This is a genomic window from Acidovorax sp. ACV02, from assembly GCF_014851475.1.
Classification (GTDB): Bacteria; Pseudomonadota; Gammaproteobacteria; order Burkholderiales; family Burkholderiaceae_C; genus Acidovorax; species Acidovorax delafieldii.
The window spans coordinates 138,091-162,755 of the sequence record NZ_JACUZU010000001.1; the positions used below are offsets into that span (position 1 = coordinate 138,091).

22 protein-coding genes and 3 tRNA genes are annotated in these 24,665 nt (G+C 59.7%); 12 read left to right on the plus strand and 13 right to left on the minus strand.

Annotation, left to right across the window (positions count from 1 at the left end; genetic code table 11):
- Positions 1 to 141: 141 nt before the first annotated feature.
- The 6 genes from IB236_RS00700 to IB236_RS00725 all read right to left on the minus strand — a co-directional run bounded on the left by IB236_RS00700 (position 142) and on the right by IB236_RS00725 (position 5,299).
- Entirely contained in the window at positions 142 to 777 is a 636-nt protein-coding gene (locus IB236_RS00700) for a 50S ribosomal protein L25/general stress protein Ctc (RefSeq protein ID WP_056060476.1), read from the minus strand.
- A gap of 160 nt (positions 778 to 937) precedes the next feature.
- Positions 938 to 1,912 (minus strand): ribose-phosphate pyrophosphokinase, encoded by a 975-nt coding sequence (locus tag IB236_RS00705; RefSeq protein ID WP_056060480.1) that lies wholly within the window; start codon positions 1,910 to 1,912, stop codon positions 938 to 940.
- A 46-nt stretch (positions 1,913 to 1,958) separates the two neighbouring features.
- Positions 1,959 to 2,035: transfer RNA gene (locus IB236_RS00710), tRNA-Gln, on the minus strand.
- Positions 2,036 to 2,065: 30 nt separating this feature from the next.
- Positions 2,066 to 2,923 (minus strand): 4-(cytidine 5'-diphospho)-2-C-methyl-D-erythritol kinase, encoded by an 858-nt coding sequence (gene ispE, locus IB236_RS00715; protein WP_056747314.1) that lies wholly within the window; start codon positions 2,921 to 2,923, stop codon positions 2,066 to 2,068.
- A 70-nt stretch (positions 2,924 to 2,993) separates the two neighbouring features.
- Positions 2,994 to 3,395, minus strand: coding sequence for a lipoprotein insertase outer membrane protein LolB (locus IB236_RS00720; protein WP_225580891.1), 402 nt, complete (start codon positions 3,393 to 3,395; stop codon positions 2,994 to 2,996).
- 125 nt (positions 3,396 to 3,520) lie between these two features.
- Positions 3,521 to 5,299 (minus strand): tetratricopeptide repeat protein, encoded by a 1,779-nt coding sequence (locus IB236_RS00725; RefSeq protein ID WP_192418255.1) that lies wholly within the window; start codon positions 5,297 to 5,299, stop codon positions 3,521 to 3,523.
- Between the two features lie 29 nt (positions 5,300 to 5,328).
- Between IB236_RS00725 and mutM the strand changes: the two genes are divergently transcribed.
- From mutM to mutY, 3 genes are all read left to right on the plus strand, one after another.
- Positions 5,329 to 6,144, plus strand: coding sequence for a bifunctional DNA-formamidopyrimidine glycosylase/DNA-(apurinic or apyrimidinic site) lyase (mutM, locus tag IB236_RS00730; protein ID WP_056747316.1), 816 nt, complete (start codon positions 5,329 to 5,331; stop codon positions 6,142 to 6,144).
- A 102-nt stretch (positions 6,145 to 6,246) separates the two neighbouring features.
- Positions 6,247 to 8,208 carry a dynamin family protein gene (locus IB236_RS00735; RefSeq protein WP_056747317.1) on the plus strand — a complete coding sequence of 654 codons (1,962 nt, stop codon included), beginning with the start codon at positions 6,247 to 6,249 and terminating at the stop codon, positions 8,206 to 8,208.
- Complete coding sequence (gene mutY, locus IB236_RS00740; RefSeq protein ID WP_192418256.1) at positions 8,205 to 9,275, plus strand: A/G-specific adenine glycosylase; 1,071 nt, start codon at positions 8,205 to 8,207, stop codon at positions 9,273 to 9,275. Before IB236_RS00735 ends, mutY begins: the two co-directional genes overlap by 4 nt.
- Before the next feature lie 117 nt (positions 9,276 to 9,392).
- Here the strand turns inward: mutY and rapZ are convergent, their stop codons facing one another.
- Genes rapZ through IB236_RS00755 form a run of 3 tightly spaced genes read right to left on the minus strand, consistent with a single transcriptional unit; the run spans position 9,393 to position 12,864 of the window.
- Positions 9,393 to 10,256, minus strand: coding sequence for an RNase adapter RapZ (gene rapZ / locus IB236_RS00745; RefSeq protein WP_056060499.1), 864 nt, complete (start codon positions 10,254 to 10,256; stop codon positions 9,393 to 9,395).
- Positions 10,256 to 11,965 (minus strand): DNA repair protein RecN, encoded by a 1,710-nt coding sequence (gene recN / locus IB236_RS00750; protein ID WP_192418931.1) that lies wholly within the window; start codon positions 11,963 to 11,965, stop codon positions 10,256 to 10,258. Before recN ends, rapZ begins: the two co-directional genes overlap by 1 nt.
- 2 nt (positions 11,966 to 11,967) lie before the next feature.
- Positions 11,968 to 12,864 carry an NAD kinase gene (locus tag IB236_RS00755; protein ID WP_056060503.1) on the minus strand — a complete coding sequence of 299 codons (897 nt, stop codon included), beginning with the start codon at positions 12,862 to 12,864 and terminating at the stop codon, positions 11,968 to 11,970.
- A gap of 28 nt (positions 12,865 to 12,892) precedes the next feature.
- Here IB236_RS00755 and hrcA point away from each other — a divergent pair, with 28 nt between their 5' ends.
- From hrcA to greB, 6 genes are all read left to right on the plus strand, one after another.
- Positions 12,893 to 13,897, plus strand: a complete 1,005-nt coding sequence (hrcA, locus tag IB236_RS00760; protein WP_056060538.1) for a heat-inducible transcriptional repressor HrcA — start codon at positions 12,893 to 12,895, stop codon at positions 13,895 to 13,897.
- A gap of 50 nt (positions 13,898 to 13,947) precedes the next feature.
- A tRNA-Ile gene (locus IB236_RS00765) sits at positions 13,948 to 14,024 on the plus strand.
- Positions 14,025 to 14,229: 205 nt separating this feature from the next.
- Positions 14,230 to 14,306: transfer RNA gene (locus IB236_RS00770), tRNA-Arg, on the plus strand.
- A gap of 217 nt (positions 14,307 to 14,523) precedes the next feature.
- Positions 14,524 to 15,042: a hypothetical protein gene (locus IB236_RS00775; RefSeq protein WP_192418257.1), complete on the plus strand. Its 519-nt coding sequence runs from the start codon at positions 14,524 to 14,526 to the stop codon at positions 15,040 to 15,042.
- Positions 15,043 to 15,410: 368 nt separating this feature from the next.
- A complete protein-coding gene (locus tag IB236_RS00780; protein ID WP_192418258.1) occupies positions 15,411 to 16,490 on the plus strand; it encodes an ankyrin repeat domain-containing protein in 1,080 nt (359 codons plus the stop codon).
- A gap of 417 nt (positions 16,491 to 16,907) precedes the next feature.
- Entirely contained in the window at positions 16,908 to 17,474 is a 567-nt protein-coding gene (gene greB, locus IB236_RS00785) for a transcription elongation factor GreB (protein WP_192418259.1), read from the plus strand.
- Between the two features lie 71 nt (positions 17,475 to 17,545).
- Here the strand turns inward: greB and IB236_RS00790 are convergent, their stop codons facing one another.
- The 4 genes from IB236_RS00790 to IB236_RS00805 form a co-directional block, all read right to left on the minus strand.
- On the minus strand, positions 17,546 to 19,825 hold the full coding sequence (locus IB236_RS00790; protein WP_192418260.1) for a bifunctional (p)ppGpp synthetase/guanosine-3',5'-bis(diphosphate) 3'-pyrophosphohydrolase: 2,280 nt from the start codon (positions 19,823 to 19,825) through the stop codon (positions 17,546 to 17,548).
- Positions 19,826 to 19,922: 97 nt separating this feature from the next.
- Entirely contained in the window at positions 19,923 to 20,126 is a 204-nt protein-coding gene (gene rpoZ, locus IB236_RS00795) for a DNA-directed RNA polymerase subunit omega (RefSeq protein ID WP_005794722.1), read from the minus strand.
- A 16-nt stretch (positions 20,127 to 20,142) separates the two neighbouring features.
- Positions 20,143 to 20,763: a guanylate kinase gene (gene gmk, locus IB236_RS00800; RefSeq protein ID WP_056060545.1), complete on the minus strand. Its 621-nt coding sequence runs from the start codon at positions 20,761 to 20,763 to the stop codon at positions 20,143 to 20,145.
- A 36-nt stretch (positions 20,764 to 20,799) separates the two neighbouring features.
- Entirely contained in the window at positions 20,800 to 21,702 is a 903-nt protein-coding gene (locus IB236_RS00805) for a YicC/YloC family endoribonuclease (protein WP_056060548.1), read from the minus strand.
- A gap of 90 nt (positions 21,703 to 21,792) precedes the next feature.
- On the opposite strand from IB236_RS00805, the gene IB236_RS00810 reads away from it, so the two are divergent.
- The 3 genes from IB236_RS00810 (at position 21,793) to rph (ending at position 24,654) form a co-directional block, all read left to right on the plus strand.
- Positions 21,793 to 22,809 (plus strand): serine/threonine-protein kinase, encoded by a 1,017-nt coding sequence (locus IB236_RS00810; RefSeq protein ID WP_015012787.1) that lies wholly within the window; start codon positions 21,793 to 21,795, stop codon positions 22,807 to 22,809.
- 82 nt (positions 22,810 to 22,891) lie between these two features.
- Entirely contained in the window at positions 22,892 to 23,794 is a 903-nt protein-coding gene (locus IB236_RS00815; RefSeq protein ID WP_056747320.1) for a PP2C family serine/threonine-protein phosphatase, read from the plus strand.
- 125 nt (positions 23,795 to 23,919) lie between these two features.
- A complete protein-coding gene (rph, locus tag IB236_RS00820; RefSeq protein ID WP_192418271.1) occupies positions 23,920 to 24,654 on the plus strand; it encodes a ribonuclease PH in 735 nt (244 codons plus the stop codon).
- The last annotated feature ends 11 nt before the right edge of the window (positions 24,655 to 24,665 follow it).

The following is a 24,665-nucleotide window of genomic DNA, read 5'->3' on the forward strand; positions in this document are numbered from 1 at the left end:
GGATGCAGTCGGCGAGAGAGAGGTGCGGCGTGCAAAGTGCGCCACACCAATGAAAACGGCCCACGCAAGGTGGGCCGTTTCGTGGTCAACACCGCAAAGCGGGTTGACCGGGTGAAGTGATCGAGGTCGTTGACCGGCGAATTACTTCTTGCCCTTGCCCTTGCCCTTGGCATCGGCAGCAGGAGCGGCTTCCGCAGGGGTCTCGACGACCACGACTGGAGGCACCACGGACACCAGCACGGGGTTGTTGTTCTGGCCACCACGGACCTTGGCCACCACGCCCTTGGGCAGCTTGATGTCCTTCAGGTGCAGGGAAGCACCCTTTTCCAGCTTGGACAGGTCCACAGCGATGAATTCGGGCAGGTCCGAAGGCATGCAGGTCACGTCCAGTTCGTTCACGATCGGGTTGACCATGCACTTGTCCACCTTGACGGCGTTGGACTCTTCTGCACCGCTGTAGTGCAGTGGCACCTTCAGGTGCAGCTTGGTCTTGTCGTCCACGCGCTGGAAGTCGATGTGCAGCACCAGTTGCTTGTAGGGGTGGTATTGCACGTCACGCAGCACAACCTTGGACGTGGCGCCAGCCACTTCCATGTCCAGCACGCTGGAGTGGAACGCTTCCTTCTTGAGGGCGTGCCACAGTGCGTTGTGGTCCACCTCGATCAGTTGTGGCTCCGTAGCACCACCGTACACGATGCCAGGCGTCTTGCCCGAATTACGCAGACGGCGGCTCGCACCCGTACCCTGCTTGGCGCGCTCAAAAGCGACGAAGTTCATAGTTAGCTCCTGAAAAGGGTGGACCGCGACCAGTCGTACCCCGATTAAAAAAGACCTGTGACGCCTTCATGGCGGCAGGCCTGCGCATTGCTCTCGAACAGACAAGCCTCCCGAAGGAGGCCTGCGTGCAATCCGACTGCAACGCTCCCGGGGGAGCGTGTCAGAACAGGTTGTCCTGGTCCGAGAACAGACTCATGACCGACTCACCCTTGGCAATGCGCTGGATCGTTTCGGCGATCAGCGGGGCCACGGAGAGTTGGCGAATCTTGGAACATCCCTTGGCGTTGTCGCTCAGCGGGATGGTGTTGGTCACCACGACTTCATCGAGGGCTGTGCCCTTGGCGATGCGTTCGATGGCAGGACCCGAGAAAATGGGGTGCGTGCAGTAGGCGTACACCTTCTTGGCACCGCGCTCCTTGAGCACTTCGGCAGCCTTCACCAGCGTGCCGGCGGTGTCGATCATGTCGTCCATGATCACGCAGTTGCGGCCTTCGATCTCGCCGATCACGTGCATCACTTCCGACACATTGGCCTTAGGACGGCGCTTGTCGATGATGGCCAGATCGCAGTTCAGTTGCTTGGCCAGGGCACGTGCGCGCACCACGCCGCCCACGTCGGGGGAGACGACGATCAGATCTTCGTAGTTCTTCTGGCGCAGGTCGCCCAGCAGCACCGGCGACGCATAGATGTTGTCCACGGGAATATCGAAGAAGCCCTGGATCTGGTCAGCGTGCAGGTCCATGGTCAGCACGCGGGCCACGCCCACGGCTTGCAGCATGTTGGCCACCACCTTGGCCGTGATGGGCACACGGGTAGAGCGGGGGCGGCGGTCCTGGCGGGCGTAACCGAAATAAGGAATCACGGCGCTGATCCGCTCAGCCGACGCGCGCTTGAGCGCATCGACCATGATCAGCAGTTCCATGAGGTTTTCGTTGGTGGGTGCGCAGGTGGACTGCACCACGAAAACATCACGTGCGCGCACGTTTTGTTTGATTTCGACGGTGACTTCACCGTCAGAGAAGCGACCCACGTCAGCCGCACCGAGGGTGGTGCCGAGGTGTTGGGCAATTTCAGCTGCCATGCCAGGATTGGCATTGCCGGTGAAAACCATGAAGTCGGGGTGGTTGGCTTGCATGAGCGTCCCAGCAGTCTGAAATAAAAGCCCGTACGCGGAAAGCGTTTGGCAGGGGAAGAAGGATTCGAACCTTCGCATGCCGGAATCAAAATCCGGTGCCTTAACCAGCTTGGCGACTCCCCTACACAGGTCAATTGCCGAGGGCAACCAACCTTAAATTTCTCCTGATGCCCAACCTGCCAGAGGATGAATCATCAGATTTTCACATGCCTTCACTTGCCAGCCCTCGGGGGCTCCGTTCAAGTCAACTGCATGTGATAGTTGCGCAAACACCGCACTGCCTGAGCCTGTCATTCTGCCTTTGAGGCCGCGATCTTTGAGCCATTCAATGGCTTGAAAAACATCGGGGCAAAGAGCCTGAGCAACTGGCTGCAAGTCGTTTCGACCGAAGTCAAAGTGTGCTGCAGCAAAGCCTAGGATTGTAGCACTATCTGAATCGCGTTTCAAACTTGGTGACGAAAAAATTTCTTTTGTCTCCAAACCTGCTGCGGGCTTCACGATCACAAAGCTCGCTTGCGGTAGCTGGTGCACTTTCTCAAGCGGCGTGATTGTCTCACCAATTCCCTCCACCCAAGCGTTGTGGCCGCATAAAAAAAACGGAACGTCAGCGCCCAGCTGCAAACCGATCTTTGCCAATGCGTGTCTTGGCAGGTTCAGCCCCCACAGCCGGTTCAAAGCCAGCAGCGTGGTGGCGGCATCTGAAGAGCCGCCTCCCATGCCTGCCTGTGCCGGCACGCGTTTCAGAACGCCAATGTGAGCGCCCTCGCTGCAGCCCGTTGCAGCCTGCAGTGCACGTGCAGCGCGGACCGAGAGGTCCACTTCGGGCAGCGCTGTGGACAGGTCTTCCCGCGAAATCAATCCATCCGTGCGGCGTTGGAAGTGCAGGGTGTCGCACCAGTCCACAAGCATGAACACGGACTGCAGCAGGTGATAGCCGTCAGCACGCCGTCCGGTGATGTGCAAAAAAAGATTGAGCTTGGCCGGGGCTGGCACGTCATACAAGGCTTGCATGGGGCGAAAGAGTGGGGAGCGAGGTTTTGCTGTGCGAACGGCTCTGCTGGCCGCAGCAGTTTGCAGGCCGTCAGGGAGTCAGCGCAATGCGCAGCGTGGCGGTAGGCTGCGGGTCGCTGCGGCGTGCCGTCAGCCGCCCGTCTGCAATGCCGGTAAGGTCTGCTTGCCACCCCGTCGCACTGGCCTGGGTGCCCTTGAGCCAGCTGAACAAGGCGGTCACGGGAATGCGAGTGCCGGTCACGTCCTGGAGCAGCGTGTCCAGGGAATCAGAGGTACGGGTGTCCTGACCGCTAAGCAGCTGCGCGTGACCATCTTTCCAGTCGAGTTGCGCAATGCGATTGCCAAAGGGGCTGAGCAAAACGAGTCCACCCGCCTGGGCGGTGCCGCGCAGCTCGAACGTGGCAGAAAAAGACTGCGAGGCCTGCCCGTCGATCTGCAAGGCAATGCGCCCACTCCAGCTGTCTTCATCCATGGGGGCTGTGGCCATTGGCTGCGCACAACCTGCGAGCCACAGCGCCCACAACACCAGCCACCATGCCCACCGGTGAGGAAGAGTCCGTAGCCGACTGTTTGAAGTAGCGCTGAAAAGGCCTTGCATCAGAGGGAGGCCCCGAGGCGTTGCAGGGTCTCTTTGAGGGTGTCATTGTCAGGACTGGCACGCTGACCTTCTTTCCAGACGCGTGTTGCACCGTCCCTGTCGCCCATGCTCCAGAGCACCTCACCCAGATGTGCAGCAATCTCCACATCAGGCCGTGCCTTGAAGGCTACTTCGAGGTGTTTGCGGGCGTCTGCCTTGTTGCCCAGGCGAAACTCCACCCAGCCAAGGCTGTCCATGATGAAGGGATCGTTGGGGGCGAATTCCAATGCCTTCAGGATGAGCTGTTTGGCCTCGGCCAGCCGCACTCCGCGGTCTGCGAGCGAATAGCCAAGGGCGTTGTAGGCGTGGTGGTACTCTGGCTGGCGTGCGATCACCTGACGCAACAGCTTCTCCATCGTGTCTGGCTGGCCCGCCTTTTCTGCCAGCATGGCCTGGTCATAGACCAGTTCGGCGTCGTCCGGGGCCAGGGCCACCAGTTCGACTTGTACCTTGTAGGCTTCCTGGTACAGGCGCTGGCCGCGTAACAGCTGCACTTCGGCCATCAGCTTCATGCGTTGGCTGTCTGCTGAATTGCCTGGCAGGTTGCGCAACAAGGCCCGCGCCTGGGCGAGCTTGCCCTGGCGTGCCAGCAATGATGCGCGGCGCGTCTGCGCACCAAAGACTTCTTCTGCGTTGTCGATCCGTGCGAGCCACGCTTCTGCGCCCGCAAAGTCTTTCTTTTTCTCGGCAATCTGCGCGTGCAGCAGGTACGCTTGCGTGAGGCTCTTTTGCCGCAGGTCGGTGTCACCAGCTGCAGATGCCAGTTCCATGAACCGTTGCAGCGATGCCTCTGCGGCAGGCAGGCGGTTGTCCTGGTACTGCAAGGTGGCGGCCACCAACCATGCCTCTGCCAGGTCAGGCTTTTCCTTGGTGACCGTCTCCAGCTGGCGACTGGCCTCTGGATAGCGCTGAAGGCCCAGCAATACCCTGGCATACGCCATGCGCAGGTCCGGGATGGGTTGTCTGGACAGCGTTTGCGTCACGATGGGCTCTGCGTCCAGCAGGCCTTCGTCCATCAGCTCCAGCGCCAGCCGGGCCGCGCTTTCGCTGGCATTGTCCAGGCCCTGGGCCCTGCGTGCTGCGTCGAGCGCACCGGCCTTGTCGCCCGCTGCAAGCCTCAATCGACCCAGCGACACCCAGGCCTCGGGTCCGGTGGCAGGGTTGGTGAGTTCATTGACCAGGGCCTGTTCCACCACCTTGGCGGCCAGCGCTTTGTCACTTGCGCGTCCATACAGTTGTGGCAAAGATGCCAGCGTTGACGCCTTGGTCCTAGGAGAGGCTTGTGCAAGTTCCTGGCGCAGCAAGTCCGGTGTTTCGGCGATGCGGTTCAATGCGATCAGGATCTGCAGCACATATTGATTGGCCTCGCGCGACTGGGGCAGGGCTTCCTTCCAGGCTCGGGCTGCAGCCAGGGCGTATTCGCCTGATCGTGATTGCAAGGCAATGTCTGCAGCCCTTTGGTAGAGCTGCCCGTCAGCGCTTCGGCGCGCAGCCTCCAGCATGAACGCGTAGCCTGCGCCTGGGTCCCCGGTTCGTGCACTGATCTCGCCCAGAAAGATTTCGTAGAACAGCTCTGCGTCCAACGCGGGGTTGGACTCTACCGGAGGGGGCTCGCTCGGGGGGCGGTTTTCGCCGGCGGGCTTTTGGGCCCAAGCTGAGTGGGCGGACGCCGCAATCACGGTGACCAAGGCGACGGTACGAAAGCTGTGGGATAACACCATCGGGCCATAATAATCCATGCCTGTTAAGCCGTTGCCCGGTTGTTTGTATGCCTGAGTTGCCTGAAGTGGAAGTGACGCGGCGCAGTTTTGCTACCGCGATCGCTGGAGCCCGGATCGAGGCTGTGATGATGGGCAAGCCCCTGCGGTGGCCTCTGGGTTGTGACCCCCAGTTGCTGGGAGGCCAACAAGTGGTCGGATTGCGCCGGCGGGGCAAGTATCTGTTGCTCGATATGAACCAAGGCGTTCTGCTTCTGCATTTGGGGATGTCGGGTAGCCTGCGTTTTGCTTCAGACATGCCAGAAGCGGGGGTGCATGACCACTTTGACCTTGTCACCGACCGGGGCACGCTGCGCCTGCATGACCCGCGACGATTTGGCGCGGTGGTCTATGCGCCATCAGAGAACTCGCCGGTAGCCGCCAAATTGCTGGGCGGCTTAGGTATGGAGCCCTTGTCTGAGGAGTTTCTACTTCCGACTTTTCAGGCAGGACTCAAGAAAAGCCGGATGCCTATCAAACAGTTGCTTCTGGCGGGGCGCGTGGTCGTGGGGGTCGGGAATATCTACGCCTCTGAGGTGCTTTTTTTGTCTGGCATCCGTCCTACTACCGTTGCATCACGCATTGGTCCGGCACGAGTACATAAGCTGCATCAGGCCATTCGCTCGGTGCTGGCCCGCGCTGTGGAGATGGGCGGTAGCACGCTGCGCGATTTTTCGAATGCCGAAGGAATGGCTGGCCACTTTCAGACGGCCGCGAACGTGTATGGCCGCGATGGTCAGCCTTGCCATGTATGCGGTACAGCCATCGAGCTGATTCGCCAGGGACAGAGAAGCACTTACTTCTGCCGCCAGTGCCAGCGCCCATAGATGCTGCCGTCCGATGGACGGTTTGTGACAGCTGGCGGACGGTCGATGCTATATTTTGTATATACCTGCCTCGCGGGCCATCCATAGATCTCTGGGAGCAAAGTGGGACCTTCATTCAACGAACAGTTTGACCAGCATGGCGTCTGGCGACGGGAGTTCGCCCAGCAGCTCAAGCGGCTGGCCGATTGGATGGCCACGCACGACCTGATGGATGCAGCAGTGCAAGAGCGCCTGCAGCGGCTGGAAGAGCAGGTACGCAGCGACAAGGTCATGGTGGCGTTTGTGGCGGAGTTTTCGCGTGGAAAATCCGAACTGATCAACGCGATCTTTTTTGCTGACTATGGTCGCCGCATCATGCCTGCCAGTGCGGGCCGCACGACCATGTGCCCCACCGAACTGGGGTACGACGCGAATGTTGCACCCAGCTTGCGGCTATTGCCCATTGAGACTCGACTTCAGATGCAGAGCCTGGCGGAGTGGCGGGTCAAAACCGACCGTTGGCAGGAGATCCCGCTGGATGTTGGCAACGCTGACCAGATTGCCAAAGCACTGGAAAAAGTGGCCGAGGTTCGCAAGGTCAGTCTGGACAATGCGCGTGCGCTGGGTTTCTGGCATGACGATCTGACAGATGAAAACCCTGTGCCGGACGCGCAGGGCTTGGTAGAGGTGCCCATGTGGCGCCACGCCATCATCAATATTCCCCATCCGCTCTTGAAGCAGGGTTTGGTGATTCTGGATACGCCTGGCCTGAACGCAGTGGGTGCAGAGCCCGAGCTGACGGTCAACCTCATCCCCCAGGCGCATGCAGTTGTGTTCATCCTGAGTGCGGACACCGGCGTGACGCGCTCTGACCTGTCGATCTGGCGCGAGCACCTGGCCATCTCGCCCGAGAGCATGGAAGCGCGTTTGGTGGTGCTGAACAAGATCGACACCCTCTGGGATACGCTCAACACCGCCGAGCAGGTCCAGGCGCAGATGGAGCGCCAGTGCGCGACTTCCGCCGAGATGCTCGGCGTGTCTCTGGACCGTGTGGTGCCTGTGTCTGCGCAAAAAGGCTTGGTGGCCAAGATCACTGCGGACGACGTTTTGCTGGAAACCAGTGGACTGCCAGCGTTGGAAGAGGCCCTTGCCAAAGGCATCATGGGCAGACGTCAGTCCATACTGCGCGCTGCGGTAGCGGCAGGGGTGGCGAGCCTGCGTACGGAAACGTCGCGGGTCATCAATATCCGACGCCGCGACCTCGATGACCAAATGGCCGAGTTGCGCAGTCTCCGGGGCAAGAACGCATCGGTGATCGAATCCATGCGCCATCGCATTGAGCAGGAGCAGCGTGAGTTTGATCTCAGCACTGCCAAGATCCAGGCGGTGCGTGCGGTTCACCTCAAGTTGCTGCGTGACGTTTTTCAGCAGTTGGGCGCCAAGGCGCTCAAAGCAGAGCTGGCCGAGCTGGCCCAGACATTGCAGCAAAAGGGGCTCAAGCTGGGCGTGAAGAAAATATACGTCCAGACCTTTGACAAACTGCGCGGCACCTTGGACAAGGCGCAAGCCTCTGGTACCGAGATTCAGGCCATGCTCAGCGGGACCTTCAGGCAGCTCAATGCAGAGTTCGGGTTTTCTTTGCAGGTGCCCACGCCGCCGCAGCTTGAACACTTTGCGCAAGACCTGTACCAGATCGAGCAGAGTCATTTGCAGTACCTGGGTATGGGCAATGCTCTCAAGTTGGCGCAACCCGAGTTTGCGGAGCGCCTGGTGCGCGCGCTGGCCATGCGTTTGCGCACGGTGTACGAGTCAGCGGCCAATGATCTGGAACTGTGGAGCAAATCAGCCACTGCGCAATTGGACGCACAGCTGCGAGAACGGCGTCGCAGCTTTGCTCGCCGCATGGAGGCCGTAGACCGCATACAACAGGCTGCCAGCGGCTTGGTGGAGCGCATCTCGGAGATCGAGGCTGGCGAGGAGGAACTCGGCCAGTTGGAGAACAAGTTGCATGAGCTGACTTCCAAGTTGGTGGCTCTGCCAGGGGCTGCACCGGCATTGACTGACGCGCATCCGGTTTCCGCATGAGTGCTGAATCCCGGGAGGGTGTGGCCGCGCGGGTAGTCGCTTGGCAAGCTGTACATGGGCGCAACCATCTGCCCTGGCAACAGACCCGCGATCCATACCGGGTTTGGTTGTCGGAGATCATGTTGCAGCAGACTCAGGTCACTACTGTGCTGGACTACTACGCCCGCTTTCTGGGCCGATTTCCTGATGTGAGCGCCCTGGCGGCAGCCCCTCAAGATGAGGTCCTGGGCTTGTGGAGTGGTTTGGGCTACTACAGTCGTGCACGCAATCTCCATCGCTGCGCTCAGCAGATCATGACCGACCATGGTGGCGCCTTCCCGCGAACGGCGTCGCTGTTGGCGTCTTTGCCGGGCATTGGGCGTTCAACCGCAGGCGCCATTGCCGCGTTTTGTTTTTCAGAGCGCGTGCCCATTCTGGATGCCAACGTGCGGCGGGTGCTGACGCGTCTGCTGGGCTTTGGCCAAGATCTGGCTTCTGCCAAAAACGAACGCCTTCTATGGGAGCATGCCGATGCGCTGTTGCCAGTGCGCGATCTTGATGTGGCGATGCCCCGTTACACCCAGGGCCTGATGGACTTGGGGGCGTCCCTGTGCACACCCCGCTCTCCAAAATGCTCCGATTGCCCTTTGATGGGCGATTGCGCAGCTTTCAAGGAGGGGGGGCCTGAACGCTATCCCGTCAGAACCCGCAAACTGTCACGCCGGGCTGAATCCTGGCAATTGGTGATCCTGCGCGATGGCGAGGGGCGCATCTGGCTGCAACGCCGCCCACCCACTGGGATCTGGGCGGGAATGCACTGCGTGCCCGTGTTCGCTGACCTGGAGTCGCGGGATATTTTTGTGAGTGCTTTGGGTAGCGATGGGCAGTATGCGCAGCAAGAGTTGCAGCCATTTGTGCATGTCCTCACGCACCGGGACTTGCATCTTCACCCCTTGGTGATACAGACCGACGGAATGGTGCCTACCGTGGAGGGCGGAGAGTGGCTGGGGCCAGATCAGTGGTCCTTGGTGGGGTTGCCGGCGCCCATCCGTAAGTTGCTGGACACTACGCAATCTTCGCTATGGTGAATTCAAACGGGAGCGCTCTCTCAGTCGCGGGGGGGCTCGTCTCGTTTCGTTGGCGCCAAGCTCTACAACTTGTTCCCAAGGGGTTTGGCTCCAAGAGCTCGCTTGTGAAGGCAATGGTCAGCGCCCATCCAGTTCACGATGCCGCTTCAATGCAGTCCATCGGTCGCTGAACGCTTGCGCCAGTTTCTCCACCAGATAGACAGAGCGGTGTTGTCCGCCGGTGCAGCCGATGGCTACAGTGACGTAGCTTCGGTGATTGCGATCCAGCATGTCCAGCCAGTGCGCTAGAAATTTTTCAATGTGGGCCCGCATCAGGTCTACCTCGGGTTGCAGGTCCAGAAAGTCAGCCACCGGCTGGTCCAGTCCTGTGAGGTCCCGGAGCGCGATCTCATAGTGTGGGTTGGGCAGCATGCGGACGTCGAAGACGTAGTCGGCATCCATGGGAATACCGCGTTTGAAAGCAAATGACTGGAAAACCAAGGTCAATTGCCCTTGCGCCGTGGACATCAGGCCTTTGACATAACTTTGCAACTGGGAGGCGCGGATGGTGCTGGTGTCGATCACGTGTGACTGTTCGCGCAGTTCAGCCAGCAACTCACGCTCCAGCTCAATGATTTGAACTAAGGCCCTGCGTCCTTGCTGGAGGTCGTCGTGCGACAGGGGATGGCGGCGGCGCGTCTCGGAGAAACGCCGCACCAGAGTATCAATCGTGGCATCCAGAAAAAGGGATTTGACGGCCACGCCCTGACTGCGCAAACGGCTCAACTCTTGAGGCACTTGATGCAAGGACGTTGCGCTGCGGACATCCACTGCAATGGCTACGCGGTTGCCATGGTGTTTGTGTTCGAGCGCTACGAAGGCTGGCAGTAGCTCCGGCGGCAGGTTGTCTACGCAGTAGTAGCCAGCATCTTCCAGTGCGTGCAAGGCGACGGATTTTCCAGATCCCGACATGCCCGTGATGACAACAATTTCAAGGGCCATCAGCGTTTCCTAGCGGCGTTAGATGAGGGGGCGGGTGGGATAGGCGTAGCGACCAATGCCGGTGCCGCAGTACCCAGCATTTCGCGCGCGTGCGCCAGCGTGGTCTCGGTAGCGCGCTCCCCACCCAGCATGCGGGCGATTTCTGCCACACGCTCGTCTTGCTGCACAACCAGCACGGTGCTGGTTGTGCCTTGAGCGCTTTTGTTTTTTGCCACCTTGAGGTGGTGATGCGCACATGCTGCTACTTGGGGCAGGTGAGTTACTGCCAGCACTTGGCGGTCGCGTCCCAGCTGCTGCATCAAACGTCCCACGGTTTCGGCGACTGCGCCACCCACGCCGGAGTCCACCTCGTCAAAAATGAGTGTGGGGGCTGAGCCCAATTCACTGGTTGTGACTGCGATCGCCAGCGAAATGCGGGACAACTCCCCGCCGGAGGCGACTTTGCCGACCGCCTTGGGGGTCATGCCGGGGTGTCCCGCAACCAAAAACACGACATCATCGATCCCGTCGGGAGAGGGGTCCGACGCCTTCGTCACTGACACCTCGAATTTGCCGCCCTCCATCCCAAGACCTTGCATGGCCTGAGAGATGGACACGGAGAGCTTTGGTGCTGCTTTGGCGCGAGCCAGAGACAGTGCGCGCGCCGCCGCATGGTACGCCTTGGCGCTGGCGGATTCGTTGGCCTGCAGCTTTTCCAGATCGGTGGCGGCATCAAGCTGGCGCATGGATGCTTTCCAGTCCTTGAGCAGAGCGGGTAGTTCTGCAGGAGGGCGTTTGTACCTGCGAGCCAGTCCCATCCACAAGGACATGCGTTCGTCCAGTTCTGCCAAACGTTGGGGGTCAATGTCCGCATGGCGTAAATAGGTGTGCAGAGAATGCACCACGTCTGTCGTCTGCGCCAGACTCGACGCCAGGATATCGGCCAGATTGGCGAACTCTGGCTCAATGTGTTCTTGCGCCTGAAGCAGCGAATGTGCGTGGGTCAGTGCGGAAACGGCTCCCGCGTCGTCTTCTTGCAAAGCTTGAAGCGCTCCATGGGCCCCATCCAGCAACGCCTGCGCGTGCGATAGGCGCTTGTGTTGCGCGTCAAGATCCTCCCACTCCAGGTCGCCTGGCGCGAGCTTGTCCACTTCGCTGATTTGCCACTGCAGGCGCTCGCGCTCTTGCTGAAGCGTTGCCTGTGCTGCGCGTGCCTGCTGCAATGCCTTGAGGTCAGCGCGCCATTGCGTCCAACGCGATGCTGTATCGCGGGTATTCACACCGGCAAAAGCGTCCAGCAAGCCGCGCACCGACTCTGGGCGGGTCAGGCTTTGCCATGCGTGCTGACCGTGGATGTCGAGAAGCATCTCGCTCAAGGCACGTAACTGTGAAGCTGTCGCTGGTGTCCCATTGATCCAACCGCGGCTCTTGCCCTGTGTGTCGACGGTACGGCGCAGTAGCAGCCAGTCATCGGTTTCAAACCCGGCTTCTTCCAGCCATGGGCGGGCATGGGCAGGGCATTCGAATTCCGCGCAAATGTCGGTCTTGCTGCATCCTTCCCGTACTACCCCGGCATCCGCGCGTGCTCCCAGTGCCAGTTGCAATGCGTCAATCAAGATGGACTTGCCCGCCCCGGTTTCACCAGTCAACACGGTAAAGCCGCTGCGCAAGTCAAGTTCCAGCGTTTGAACGATCACAAAATCCCGCAGTGTTATCCGCCGCAGTGCCATGGTCATGAGCCCCCTTCGTTCCAGCGCAGCTTCTTGCGCAAAGTCGCGAAGTAGTTCCAGCCTTGAGGGTGTAGAAATCGCACGCGATGCTCAGAGCGTTTGACGAGGATGCGGTCGCCATGCAGCAAGGACGCAAGGGACTGCATGTCAAAGTTCGCGCTGACATCGCGCCCGCTCACTACTTCGACAGCCACCTCAGTCGCATCGGAGAGCACGATGGGGCGGTTGGACAGCGTATGTGGCGCTATAGGAACCAGCACCCAGCCCGGGATGGATGGGTGAAGCATGGGCCCGCCCGCAGACAACGAATATGCGGTCGATCCGGTGGGGGAAGCAATGATGAGGCCGTCGGCCCTTTGATTGGCCACAAACTGCCCACCAACTTCGACACGCAATTCCACCATGCCCGATGTCGCGCCACGGTTGACCACCACATCGTTCATGGCCAAGGCTTCGAACACCACACGTTCATCGCGAACGACTGTTGCGTGCATCAAAGGCCGCTGGTCTTCTTCGTAGGCACCTCGCAGCATCGGTGGCAATGTGGTCTGATAGGTGTCGAAGGGAATGTCGGTGATGAAGCCGAGCCGGCCCTGGTTGATGCCGATCAGCGGCGTTCCGAAACGCGCCAAGCGTCGGCCAATGCCGAGCATCGTTCCATCCCCCCCCACCACCAGCCCCAAATCGCACCGTGCACCGATCTGGTCTACATTCAAGGAAGGGTAGTGTGTCAATCCGGTATTGCTGGCGGTCTCCGCTTCCAGCACCACCTCACATCCCTGGCGCTCCAAGAAATGCGCAATATCCTCCAAAGCCCGGCGAGAGCCATCACCGGGGGCGCCTGCAGCTGAAGTCTGGTACTTGCCTATAAGTGCGACATGGCGGAAATTGGACGTCATCGCGAAATTACATCATTAAAATCATTCCATGCTCGATGACCGTGCCAAGTTGTTGCTCAAAGCCCTGGTCGAGCGTTACATCGCTGATGGGCAGCCCGTAGGGTCGCGTACCCTTTCGCGCGCGTCCGGGTTGGATTTGTCGCCTGCCACGATACGAAACGTGATGGCGGACCTGGAAGAGCTGGGGCTGATTGCGAGTCCCCATACCTCCGCTGGCCGTATTCCCACAGCGCGTGGATACCGATTGTTTGTGGACACGATGCTCACGGTGCAGCGGGAGTCTGTCATGCCGCCCCAGCTGGCACCTGAACAGCCGCAAAAAGTCATCGCCAACGCCGCACAGCTGTTGTCCAACCTCTCCCAGTTCGTTGGAGTGGTGATGGCACCTCGGCGTACCTCGGTATTTCGCCACATAGAGTTTCTTCGACTCTCCGAAAAGCGCTTCCTCGTGATCATCGTGTCGCCGGAAGGTGACGTACAGAATCGCGTGATCTTCACCGAGGTGGATCACTCCCAGTCGCAACTGGTAGAGGCCTCCAACTTCCTGAATGCCCACTACGCCGGACTCGCAATGGAGCAGGTGCGAGAACGTTTGAAGTCCGAGGTCGATGTATTGCGCGGAGAGATTGCATCGCTTATGCAGGCGGCAGTCAACGTAGGCTCAGAGGCACTGTCCGAGGCGCAGGACGAGGTGGTGATTTCTGGAGAGCGCAACCTGCTGTCCGTCAGTGATTTCTCCAGCGACATGGGCAACCTGCGTAGGGCATTTGACTTGTTTGAGCAGAAGACACAAATCCTTCGCCTTCTGGACATCTCCAGCCAAGCGGAGGGGGTGCGCATCTACATCGGTGGCGAGAGCCAGGTTGTGCCCTTTGAAGAGCTTTCGATCGTCAGCTCCCCCTATGAGGTTGATGGCAAGGTGGTGGGGACTTTGGGCGTGATTGGTCCTACGCGCATGCCATACGACCGCATGATCCAGATTGTGGACATCACCTCCAAGCTGGTGTCCAACGCGCTCAGCCACCGCAAGTAAGCCCCTACAATACGGCGCTTGTCCCGTTGTATAGCGCTGGAGCATGGCTGGGGGCGTTAGCTCAGTTGGTTAGAGCAGAGGACTCATAATCCTTTGGTCGTTGGTTCAAGTCCAACACGCCCTACCACCCTCGCTCGCAGGGTGAATCCATCAACAAACGATGTGTTTTGTGATCCAAATCGCTCAGTTTGTTTTTGGAGCCTTCATCGTGCATTACAATCTCGGCTTGCGTTGAATTGAGTGTCTGTTTGCATGACCTGATCCAGGAAAGCAATCAGAAAGAAAGCAAATTTCAAGGGTCGCCAAGAAATCATGCTATAATTCGAAGCTTAGCGGCTGTAGCTCAGCTGGATAGAGTACTTGGCTACGAACCAAGGGGTCGTGGGTTCGATTCCTGCCAGCCGCACCAACAGGTAAGCCCTGCAAGTCTATGATTTGCAGGGCTTTTTCCTTTGCCTGGAGCTGATAAGCTGTTTTTCCACAAGCCAGTTGTGGGGGACTTTGTGGGGGACTTTTGGGTAGAAAAGCCAAGCGGTCTTGCCCTACCTTCCCGTTGCGCAAGTACCGTTCGAGTTGCCCGAGCTGGTGAGGCAACTGTCGGCCAAGAGCAGGCACTGGATCATCCAATGATTGACCAACCACGCGCATCATTTCTCGCAAGCCAAGCCTTCGATTTTTGGCAGTCCGGTCGAGCCGAAGATGCGGTTCCGCTTTATGAGGAGGCGCTCACATTCGCGGACCCTTGTCACAACGGACTGCCTGACTACCACGGTGAATTCGCGAGCCTGTTATCGGGGCTCGGTCGATTCATGGAAGCGCGGGAACAGTTTGAACTAGCTTTGAAGGCCTGTCTAAACCAAGGTGCAAGCGAGGGAAGCAATCGGGTAGTCGTAGCGCGTTACTTCTTAGCGGAGCATTTGCTGAGCCACCAGGAGCCCCAATTGGCGCTGGATACGCTTCAGCCCTCCATGCTGAACGGAATTGAGATGGAATGGTTGCTGCACTATTCCAAGGCATTTGCACTTCAAGCACTTAAGCGCGAGAAAGAGGCTCGCGCAGAAGCTATGCTTGCGCTCGAAACAGTAAGGTCCGACGAGAAAAGAAAAGAGCTCGCCGAATTGTTTGCAAAGGGCCAAGTGTTGTAGCTGCAGTGACCGGTTTCGGAAAAATTGACCGTCGGCTCAGGGCCCAAAGCAGCCGGTGGACGAAACTACTCCAAAGCTGCCGGCCAAACCGCGCTGTCTAAGTTGCCCGGTGCCTGCCTACTGGCAAGCTATAGTTTGCTAAGTTGATGCCTGCCGGGTTCGTCGGAAATTTCATACCTGTGCTTTTGAACAGCGCACTGACCGCAAGCCCAATCTGCAAGCTATTTTCAGGAGGAATCAGTGTCCAGAATATCCCGCAGGTTTTGCAGGATACATCACGTTAGACAGCCGCGGATAGATTGCCGTCCACGCCACATTAGCCGTGAGCATCCCCTCTCTTGCCACGCAATTCATTCCCTTCGATTGGCATGACTTTCTCTCGCCTAACTATTTTTCTTGCTGCGCTTCTGATGACCCTGAAGCTGCACGCCTCGTCACCGCCATGCAGGTTCACTTACGGATCAGCTTTTCTGGACACTGTGGCGGAGGGAGACGTTTCACTGGTAGAGGAGCAAGTCAGGCAATTGGGCACTCTCCCTCCTAGCTTGGGGGCGGAAGCTCTAGCGGTCTCGATCAAGCCAATTTCAAGCCGCTGCCAAGAGCAGCATACCAATCAAGCCATGTTCGAGTTGCTTGTGAAACTGGGCGCGGATGTAAATAGGCCTTCCAAAGGCGAGCGTGGCTGGGAAACGAGTCTGATGCATGCTATCGATGCCGGACAGATGGCGGGCATCAAATTGGCGCTTCAGGCGGGCGCTCGGGTCAATGTGGAGTTTGACGAACGAACGCCGCTCATACTCGCTATCCGAGCCCACAATACAACGCTCGTGCGAATGTTGCTGGATCACGGCGCTAGCGCAAATTTCGCTTTGGGCCGGTTCACGCCGCTAGCTGCCGCTGCGCGGCACCCCGGACAGGGAAACGAAGTCCTGAAACTCCTCCTGAAGCATGGGGCCAAGATTTCACGCCACCGCACTTCGCAAAGTGAGCAATTTTCACCGTTGGAGGAGTTGATCTTCTATGACGGTAAACCTGACGATGCTGATGAAGCCGTCGCTCTGCTTCTCAAAGCGGGCGACAAGATAAATGGTGACGGTCGCGACTCGTACGTCACGCCGCTATCCGTTGCCATGGATTCTTCGTCGACAAAACTGGCTATTGTGGAAGCGCTGCTTCGCAGAGGAGCAAACCCCAATGGGAGCGCGCTGTACCGCCTAGCTACCCGACGGGACTATGAAAACATCGAACTCAAGCGCAAGCAGCTACTCGGCGTGCTGTACCAATATGGGGCTCGCGCGGAAAAGGCGAAGATCGCGGGCTATCCCCCGATAAGAGAGTTTGTGCTGATGAACCACAATGATGACGTAGGCCAAGCGTTTCTACGTGAACTCGATGCGATCACAGTCGAATATCGATTGCGCGAAAACTCCGCGTCAATACGTCGGTAGAACATGGTGCATGCCTAACTGTTCGTTGCAGCCGACCGCCTTCGGCGTCGACTGAATTTCGACGTTGAGCGTCCGCTTTCGCTAGCCGCCACCGACTGCTTCTGGCCGTATGCCGCCTTTGGCAGGTGATAGCGAGCATACCGTCACCTCTGCAACCCCAGTTCTTTGATGAGGCTTCGGTCGGGGAAATTTGGGGGATTCTGTTGGTCAGGGCTGTACATGACAGTACGAATTGAGTCGGAACGGACGGCTTTCAACTGTGTAAAATCAACGACTTGCAGGCGGCTTGGAAACTACGAACCAAGGGGTCGTGGGTTCGATTCCTGCCAGCCGCACCAATGTTTAAAGCCTGCAATCGTGAGATTGCAGGCTTTTTCATTTGTCCAGGCGCTTTGCGCTGATTGGAGAGTTCTGGCAATGAGCAAGGCTTTTACCAAGGAAACCGACAGTGCTGACGATGACGAAGGATTGGCACTACCTCCTTTGCCACCGGGCGGCAAAAATTACATCACTCCGTCTGGGTATGCGCGTCTAAGGGCGGAGCTGTTGGATCTCATCGACAACGAGCGGCCCAAGATCGTGGATGTGGTGCACTGGGCTGCCAGCAACGGAGACCGGTCTGAAAACGGCGACTACCTTTACGGCAAGAAGCGCCTGCGCGAAATTGATCGGCGCATCCGTTTTTTGACCAAGCGGCTGGAGATTGCCGAAGTGGTGGATCCCAGTTTGCATGCAGGCAGTGAGCAGGTCTTCTTTGGGGCTACCGTCACCTACTCTGACGACGGGGATGGTGAGCGCACGATCACCATCATGGGCATCGACGAGGCTGACAGCCGTATGGGTCAGGTCAGCTGGATTTCACCTGTGGCCCGGGCGCTGCTGAAGGCGCGCGTTGGGGACGAGGTGCAGTTACCCACGCCGGGCGGAGTGCGCCATTTGGAGGTGGTGGAGGTGCAGTACCCGCCTCGTAGTGCCGCTACGTAACCCGTTCACAAACAGACGCCAACCTGCGCGTCTGTTGTATCGACCTCAGGGCTTGGTACTTTGCCGAGGTTTCAGGGTTGTGGAGTGATCCTTGCTGCACGCAGCACAGCCTGTGTGCGGCGCAGGTTGCGCAGTGCCAGCTCGAGATGGGCCTGATCGCGAACCGCCACGATGAATCGCAGATCCGTGGTGTCCAAGGCCGCCTCATCGTCCATGTCCACGTGGGTGATGTCGGCCTCTGAATTGGCAAGCTCCGCTGCCACGCGTGCCAGTACCCCCTTGCCGTTGTTCACGGTAACGACCACGCCCGTTTCGAACATGCGGGTGGGCTCGTCCGACCAGTCCACGGCAATGAAGCGTTCGCTGTCTTTATGCTGCAGCCGTTTGGCGACACTGCAATGTGCGTTGTGCACGACCAGTCCCTCACCGCGGCCCAGATAACCGACGATGCTGTCGCCCGGCACGGGACGGCAGCAGGTGGCATATTGCACAGAGGCATTCTCGCTGCCATCCAGCGTGACGGCCCCTTGCGACAGGGTTTCGTGAGATGTGTAGCGCTCACGAGTCATAAGCAGAGCATCCGGACGGTGGCCATGCTCCGACATCAGCACCATCAATCGTTTGGCGACGATGCTGGCAATGCGTTTGCCCAGGCCCAGATCGGTCATCAGCTCGCTGCGCGTGCGATTGCCGGTGAAGCGCAGCAGCTTGTCCCACAGCGGTTGGGTCTCAGCGCTGACGGGGGGCAGTTGTTCGAGGCCTTCCGCTCGGATGGCTTGGGTCAGCAGTTTTTCACCCAGCCCTTCGGACTCGGTTTGGGCCAAGGTTTTGAGGTAATGGCGAATTTTGGACCGTGCTCGACCCGTGCGCACAAAACCAAGCCACGCTGGGTTGGGTGTGGAAACGGGGTCGGTGATGATCTCCACCACATCCCCGTTCTTGAGTTCGGTGCGCAGCGGAACCTGCTCGTTATTGATCTTGGCGGCGGTCGTCCGGTCACCCACATTGCTGTGAATGGCATAGGCAAAGTCCACCACCGTGGCGCCGCGCGGCAACGCCATGATCTGGCTTTTGGGTGTGAAGACGTAGACCGCATCGGGAAACAAGTCCACCTTAACGTGATCCCAGAACTCCGCCGCATCCCGCGTTTCGTTCTGTATGTCCAGCAAGGACTGCAGCCACTTGGTTCCAAGGCGCTCGGCTGCCGTGCCTTCCCCGTCCTGAGCCTTGTACAGCCAGTGTGCTGCCACGCCGGCTTCGGCAATCACGTGCATCTCATCGGTGCGCATCTGGAACTCGATGTTCACGCCCGAGGGTCCTACCAGGGTGGTGTGCAGAGACTGATAGCCGTTGAGCTTGGCAATAGCAATATGGTCCTTGAACTTGCCAGGTACCGGCTTGTACATCTGGTGCAGTATACCCAAGGCGGTGTAGCAATCGGTCACAGTCGGCACGATGACTCGAAAGCCGTAGATGTCCGTCACCTGGGCAAAGCTCAGGTGCTTGAGGTCCATCTTTTGATAGATGGCATAGAGCGTTTTCTCGCGACCAGCCAGGCGCACCTTCATGCCGATCTTGGAAAAGGCAGCATCCACTTCGGCCTGCACTTTCTGAACCAGATCGCGCCGGCGGTTGCGGGATTTGTTGACGGCCTTGGCCAAGGTCGCATAGCGCCAGGGGTGCAGGTGTCGGAAGGCCAGGTCCTGCAGTTCACGATAGGTCTGATTCAGGCCCAGGCGGTGGGCAATGGGGGCGTAAATTTCCAGCGTCTCGGACGAGATGCGACCCCATTTGCTGCGCGGCATGTCCGACAGCGTGCGCATGTTGTGCGTACGGTCGGCCAGCTTGATGAGGATGACGCGCACATCACGCGCCATGGCCAGCAGCATTTTGCGAAACGACTCGGCCTGATTTTCTTCGCGAGTGTTGAACTGCAGTTTGTCCAGTTTGGTAAGGCCATCCACCAGTTCGGCCACCGGGGCGCCAAACCGGTCGATCAGGTCGGCCTTGGTCACGCCGCAGTCTTCCATGGCGTCGTGCAGCAGCGCGGCCATCAGCGCCTGGGCATCGAGCTTCCAAGCCGCGCACTGCGCAGCCACTGCAATAGGATGGGTGATATAGGGCTCACCGCTGTTGCGCAGCTGCCCCAGGTGGGCTTCGTCGGCAAAACGGTACGCCTGGCGCACCTGCTCGATGCTGACGGCGTCCAGGTAGTCTAGGCTATCGGTCAGTGCTGCGAAGCTGGCCGCAGCCGCATTGGCGGCCGCAGCGGCTGCCGATAGATTGCCTGCCGGAGATGGGTCACCCGGGCGGGGCTGCGTTGCAGAAGGTGAATTGAGCACCGCGTTCATGCCTTAAATGTAGCGCGGGACTGCGCCAGAGGGCTTTCGGGCAAAAAAAAGCACCGCTGGCGCGGTGCTTTTGGGTGGGCATTGCCCAGCAGAACGTTCAACCGGGAACCTTCTTGAGCATCTCCAGACCCACTTTGCCTTCGGCGATTTCACGCAGGGCAGTCACGGCGGGCTTATTGCGGCTTTCGATGCGTGGAGCGTGGCCTTGGCTGAGCATGCGGGCGCGGTACGTGGCGGCCAGTACGAGCTGGAAGCGGTTGGGGATCTTTTCCAGACAGTCTTCTACGGTGATGCGTGCCATCGTTTACTCCGGGGATTCAGGTGATATTGAGCGACTGGAAGGTGTCAGCACGGGCGCGGCGCTGAGCGGCGTACTTGAGTCGCTGGGCGTGAACTACGGCTTTCAGGTCGAAAAGCGCGCGCTCAAACAACTCATTGATTATAACGAAGTCGAATTTGCTGACCTGGGCCATCTCGATGGCGGCATTTTTGAGGCGTACCTCGATGACATCCGCAGAGTCTTCGCCCCGCCGCTCCAGCCGCGATCGCAGTTCTTCCCAGCTGGGCGGGAGGATGAAAACCAGCACCGCATTGGCAAATGCCTGCTTGATCTGCAGTGCGCCCTGGAAATCGATTTCCAGAATCACATCTGAGCCCTGGGCAATGCGCTCTTCGATGGCTTTCTTGGAGGTGCCATAGCGATTGCCGTGCACATGGGCCCATTCGACAAACGCGTTGCCTTGCACCATGGCATCGAACTCGGACTCCGACGCGAAGAAGTATTCGCGGCCATGCTTTTCCTGGCCGCGGGGCGCACGGGTGGTGTGCGAGATGGAGGGGTGGACATGCGAGTCCAGCTCCAGCAAGGCCTTGACCAAGCTGGACTTGCCGGCACCACTGGGTGCTGCCACGACGATGAGATTTCCTGGATAGTCCATGGTTGATGTGCGCCAGGCGCTATCAAAAAATGAGTGTTATTCGATATTTTGCACTTGCTCGCGCATCTGCTCGATCAGCACCTTCATGTCCACGCTGATGCGGGTGAGGTCGAGCGCGGCAGATTTGGAGCCCAGCGTGTTGGCTTCGCGGTGGAGTTCCTGGATCAGGAAGTCCAGGCGTTTGCCCACTTCGCCGCCTTTTTTCAGCAGGCGCTCGATTTCATCCAGGTGCGAATCCAGCCGCGTGATCTCTTCTGCCACGTCGATGCGGATGGCAAACGCCGTGGCCTCGGTCAATGCGCGGTCACGGGCAGCCTCGGGGAGGGTAGAGCCGTCGGTGAGGGCCATCGCCTCTTTCCAGCGCTCCATGAAGCGCAGGCGTTGCTGCTCCACCAGCAGCGGAACCATGGGGACGGCCTGTTCGGCCAAGGCCCGCAGCTGCTTGACGCGATCCAGCAGCATGGTTGCGAGGCGCTTGCCCTCACGTTCGCGGGCGGCCAGCAAGGCGGTCAGGGCTTCTTCGGCGAGGGCCGGAACGGCTTCGCTCCAGTCCTCGGTGCCAGAATGTGCATTGGCACACAGGCGCAGGGCGTCGGCCACGGTGAGGGGGGCTGCGCTGGGCAGCCAGGCCCTGACGGAGTCCTGCAAAGAGTTGAGCCGCTGCAGCAGTCGTGCCGGCGGGTCTTGCAGGCTGTTGCTGTCGTCGGTGTCGAGGGCGGCTCGCACTTCGACCTTGCCGCGTTTCAGGCGCGCTGTGAGCAGGCTGCGCAGCGTGGGCTCCATGGCGCGCAGCTCGTCAGGCAGGCGAAACGACAGGTCCAGAAAGCGGCTGTTGACGGATCGGATTTCCAGTCCCAGCCGGCGCGTCTGGGGGGCGCGGGCGTCGGTTTCAGCGCCAGTGGCAGATGCGCCATGCTGTGCGCTGGCGTATCCGGTCATGCTGTAAACTGGCATTGGACTTTTTGATGGTTGCTTGCGATCCGGCGATTATCCGGGTTCCGCCTTACCCCCGAATCATCTTCGCAAAATATGTCAAAAATCAAACCGGCCCCCTTGCCGCCCGATACCGCAATTGGCGGTTACCGTGTGGTGCGCCGGTTGTCCTCCGGTGGTTTTGGTGTGGTCTATCTGGCCCTCGACGCCGAAGGCCAGCAGGTGGCCATCAAGGAGTACCTTCCTTCGTCCCTGGCGACCCGCGCTCCTGGTGAGTTGCTTCCGAAGGTGCCGCCCGAAAAGCTCTCGCTGTACCGCCTGGGGCTCAAGAGCTTTTTTGAAGAGGGCCGCTCGCTGGCCCAGATCTCGCACGCCTCCGTGGTGAGCGTGCTCAATTTCTTCCGCGAGAACGAAACCGTTTACATGGTGATGAACTACCTGGAGGGCGCGACCCTGCAGGACTTCATCATCACCGCCCGCGACCTCAAGACACAGAAGGTGTTCCGCGAGTCCACCATCCGCTCGTTGTTCGACGAAGTGCTGCGCGGCCTGCGCATCGTGCACCAGCACAAGATGCTGCACCTGGACATCAAGCCCGCCAACATCTTCATCACCGACGACAACAAGGCCGTGATGATCGACTTCGGCGCGGCGCGCGAGGTGCTGAGCAAGGAAGGCAATTTCATCCGCCCCATGTACACCCCCGGCTTTGCTGCGCCCGAGATGTACCGGCGCGATTCGCAGATGGGGCCGTGGACCGACATCTACGCCATCGGCGCCTGCATTTACGCCTGCATGCAGGGCTTTCCGCCCAACGAGGCGCCGCAGCGCGTGGACAAGGACCGCCTGTCGCTCGCCCTGACCAAGTTGCGTGGCGTGTATTCCGACAACCTGATCGAGGTGGTGGAGTGGTGCATGGCGCTTGACCCGCTGTCCCGCCCCCAGTCGGTGTTTGCCTTGCAAAAAGAGCTCAGCCGCGAGGGTGAGCGCCGCTACACCAAGCTAACGGTGGCCGAGAAGATGCGGCTGCAATTGGACACTCTGGTGTCTGACACCAAGAAAAATGTGCAGAAGGTGGGTGAAGCCACCGGTATCGGAGCCAAGCCCAAATGAACCAGACGCACGCAATGCGGGTTCGGGTGAGGTACATGTCCACGGATGGCGCCCGGGTGCATCCTTGTTTGCGTGAGTCCTTATGAAGTTCTCGGTATTCCAGATCAGCCGCCGTGGCGGCCGCGAGAAGAACGAAGACCGCATGGGCTACTGCTACACGCGCGAATCGGGCCTGTTTGTATTGGCCGACGGCATGGGTGGCCACCCTGAAGGTGAAGTGGCCGCACAGATCGCGCTGCAGACCATCTCGGCGCTGTTCCAGCGCCAGGCCAAACCCCAGCTCAAGGATGTGCAGGAGTTCCTGTCCGGCGCGTTGCTCGCGGCACACCACCAGATTCTGCGCTACGCCACAGAGAAAGGCATGCTCGACACACCGCGCACCACCTTGGTCGCGGCGGTGTTGCAGGCCGGTACCGCCACCTGGATCCATTGCGGAGACTCGCGCCTGTACATGGTGCGCGATGGCGATCTGCTGACCCGTACGCGGGACCACTCGTACATGGAGTTGCGCAACACGCCGCCCCCTGGTCTGGACAAGATCAACCGCAACGTGCTGTTCACCTGCCTGGGGTCGCCCACCAAGCCCATTTACGACATCACCGGCCCTGTGTACCTGGAGCAGGGCGACCGCATTCTGTTGTGCTCAGACGGCCTGTGGGGCACGCTCAGCGACGAAGACATCGCCAAGCAACTGGGCCGCAACACCGTGTCGCATGCTGTGCCCGAGCTGGTGGAAGATGCCCTTCGCAAAGCCGGGGACAGCAGTGACAACGTGACCGTGGTGGCTCTGGAGTGGGAGACGCCAGATGCGTTCGAGTCCACCCAGGGGGTGTCCACGGACAGCATCAGCGACGACGTGTTTGCGTCCACCATCCAGGCGGGCCCGCTCGATGGGCTGGTGGATGACCTGGACGATGCGGCCATCGAGCGGTCGATCGCCGAAATCAACGAAGCCATCCGTCGCTCTGCTGCCCGCAAGGCCTGAACTGCCATCGGCGCTGTGGGTTGCATCCAGGCTCCCTCCATGCGAATGCATGGAACCAGGTTTTTTCGCCTTTCATCGCCCACCTCGTGAAGCAGGTGGGCGACCCGCTCCATACAGAGAATCACATGACCACCTTCATCCGCACCGGCAACCGCGCCGCCAACCAACTGCGCCCTGTGCGCATCACGCGCCACTACACCATGCATGCCGAGGGCTCGGTGCTGATTGAGTTTGGCAACACCAAGGTGCTCTGCACCGCCTCGGTGGAAGAGCGTGTGCCCCCGCACAAGCGCGGTAGCGGCGAGGGCTGGGTCACGGCGGAGTACGGCATGCTGCCGCGCGCCACCCACACCCGCAGCGATCGCGAGGCTGCACGGGGCAAGCAGACCGGCCGCACGCAGGAGATCCAGCGCCTCATCGGCCGCAGCTTGCGCGCCGTGTTTGACCTCAAGCTATTGGGTGAGCGCACCATACAGATCGACTGCGACGTGATCCAGGCCGATGGTGGCACACGCACCGCCGCTATCACGGGCGCCTGGGTCGCGGCCCAGGATGCGGTCAACCAGCTGCTGGCCAGCGGCAAGATCGCCCAGTCGCCGCTGCTGCAGCCCGTAGCAGCCATTTCGGTGGGCATCGTGCAGGGCACGCCGCTGCTGGACCTGGAATATGTGGAGGACGTGGATTGCGACACCGACATGAACGTCGTAATGACGGGCGCAGGCCACTATGTGGAGGTGCAGGGCACAGCCGAAGGCGTGGCCTTTACCCGCGCCGAGATGGACCAACTGCTGGGGCTGGCCGAACAGGGCATCGCCCAGCTGGTGCAGCTGCAGCAGCAAGCCCTGCAAAATACTCCTTAATTGATAGCTGC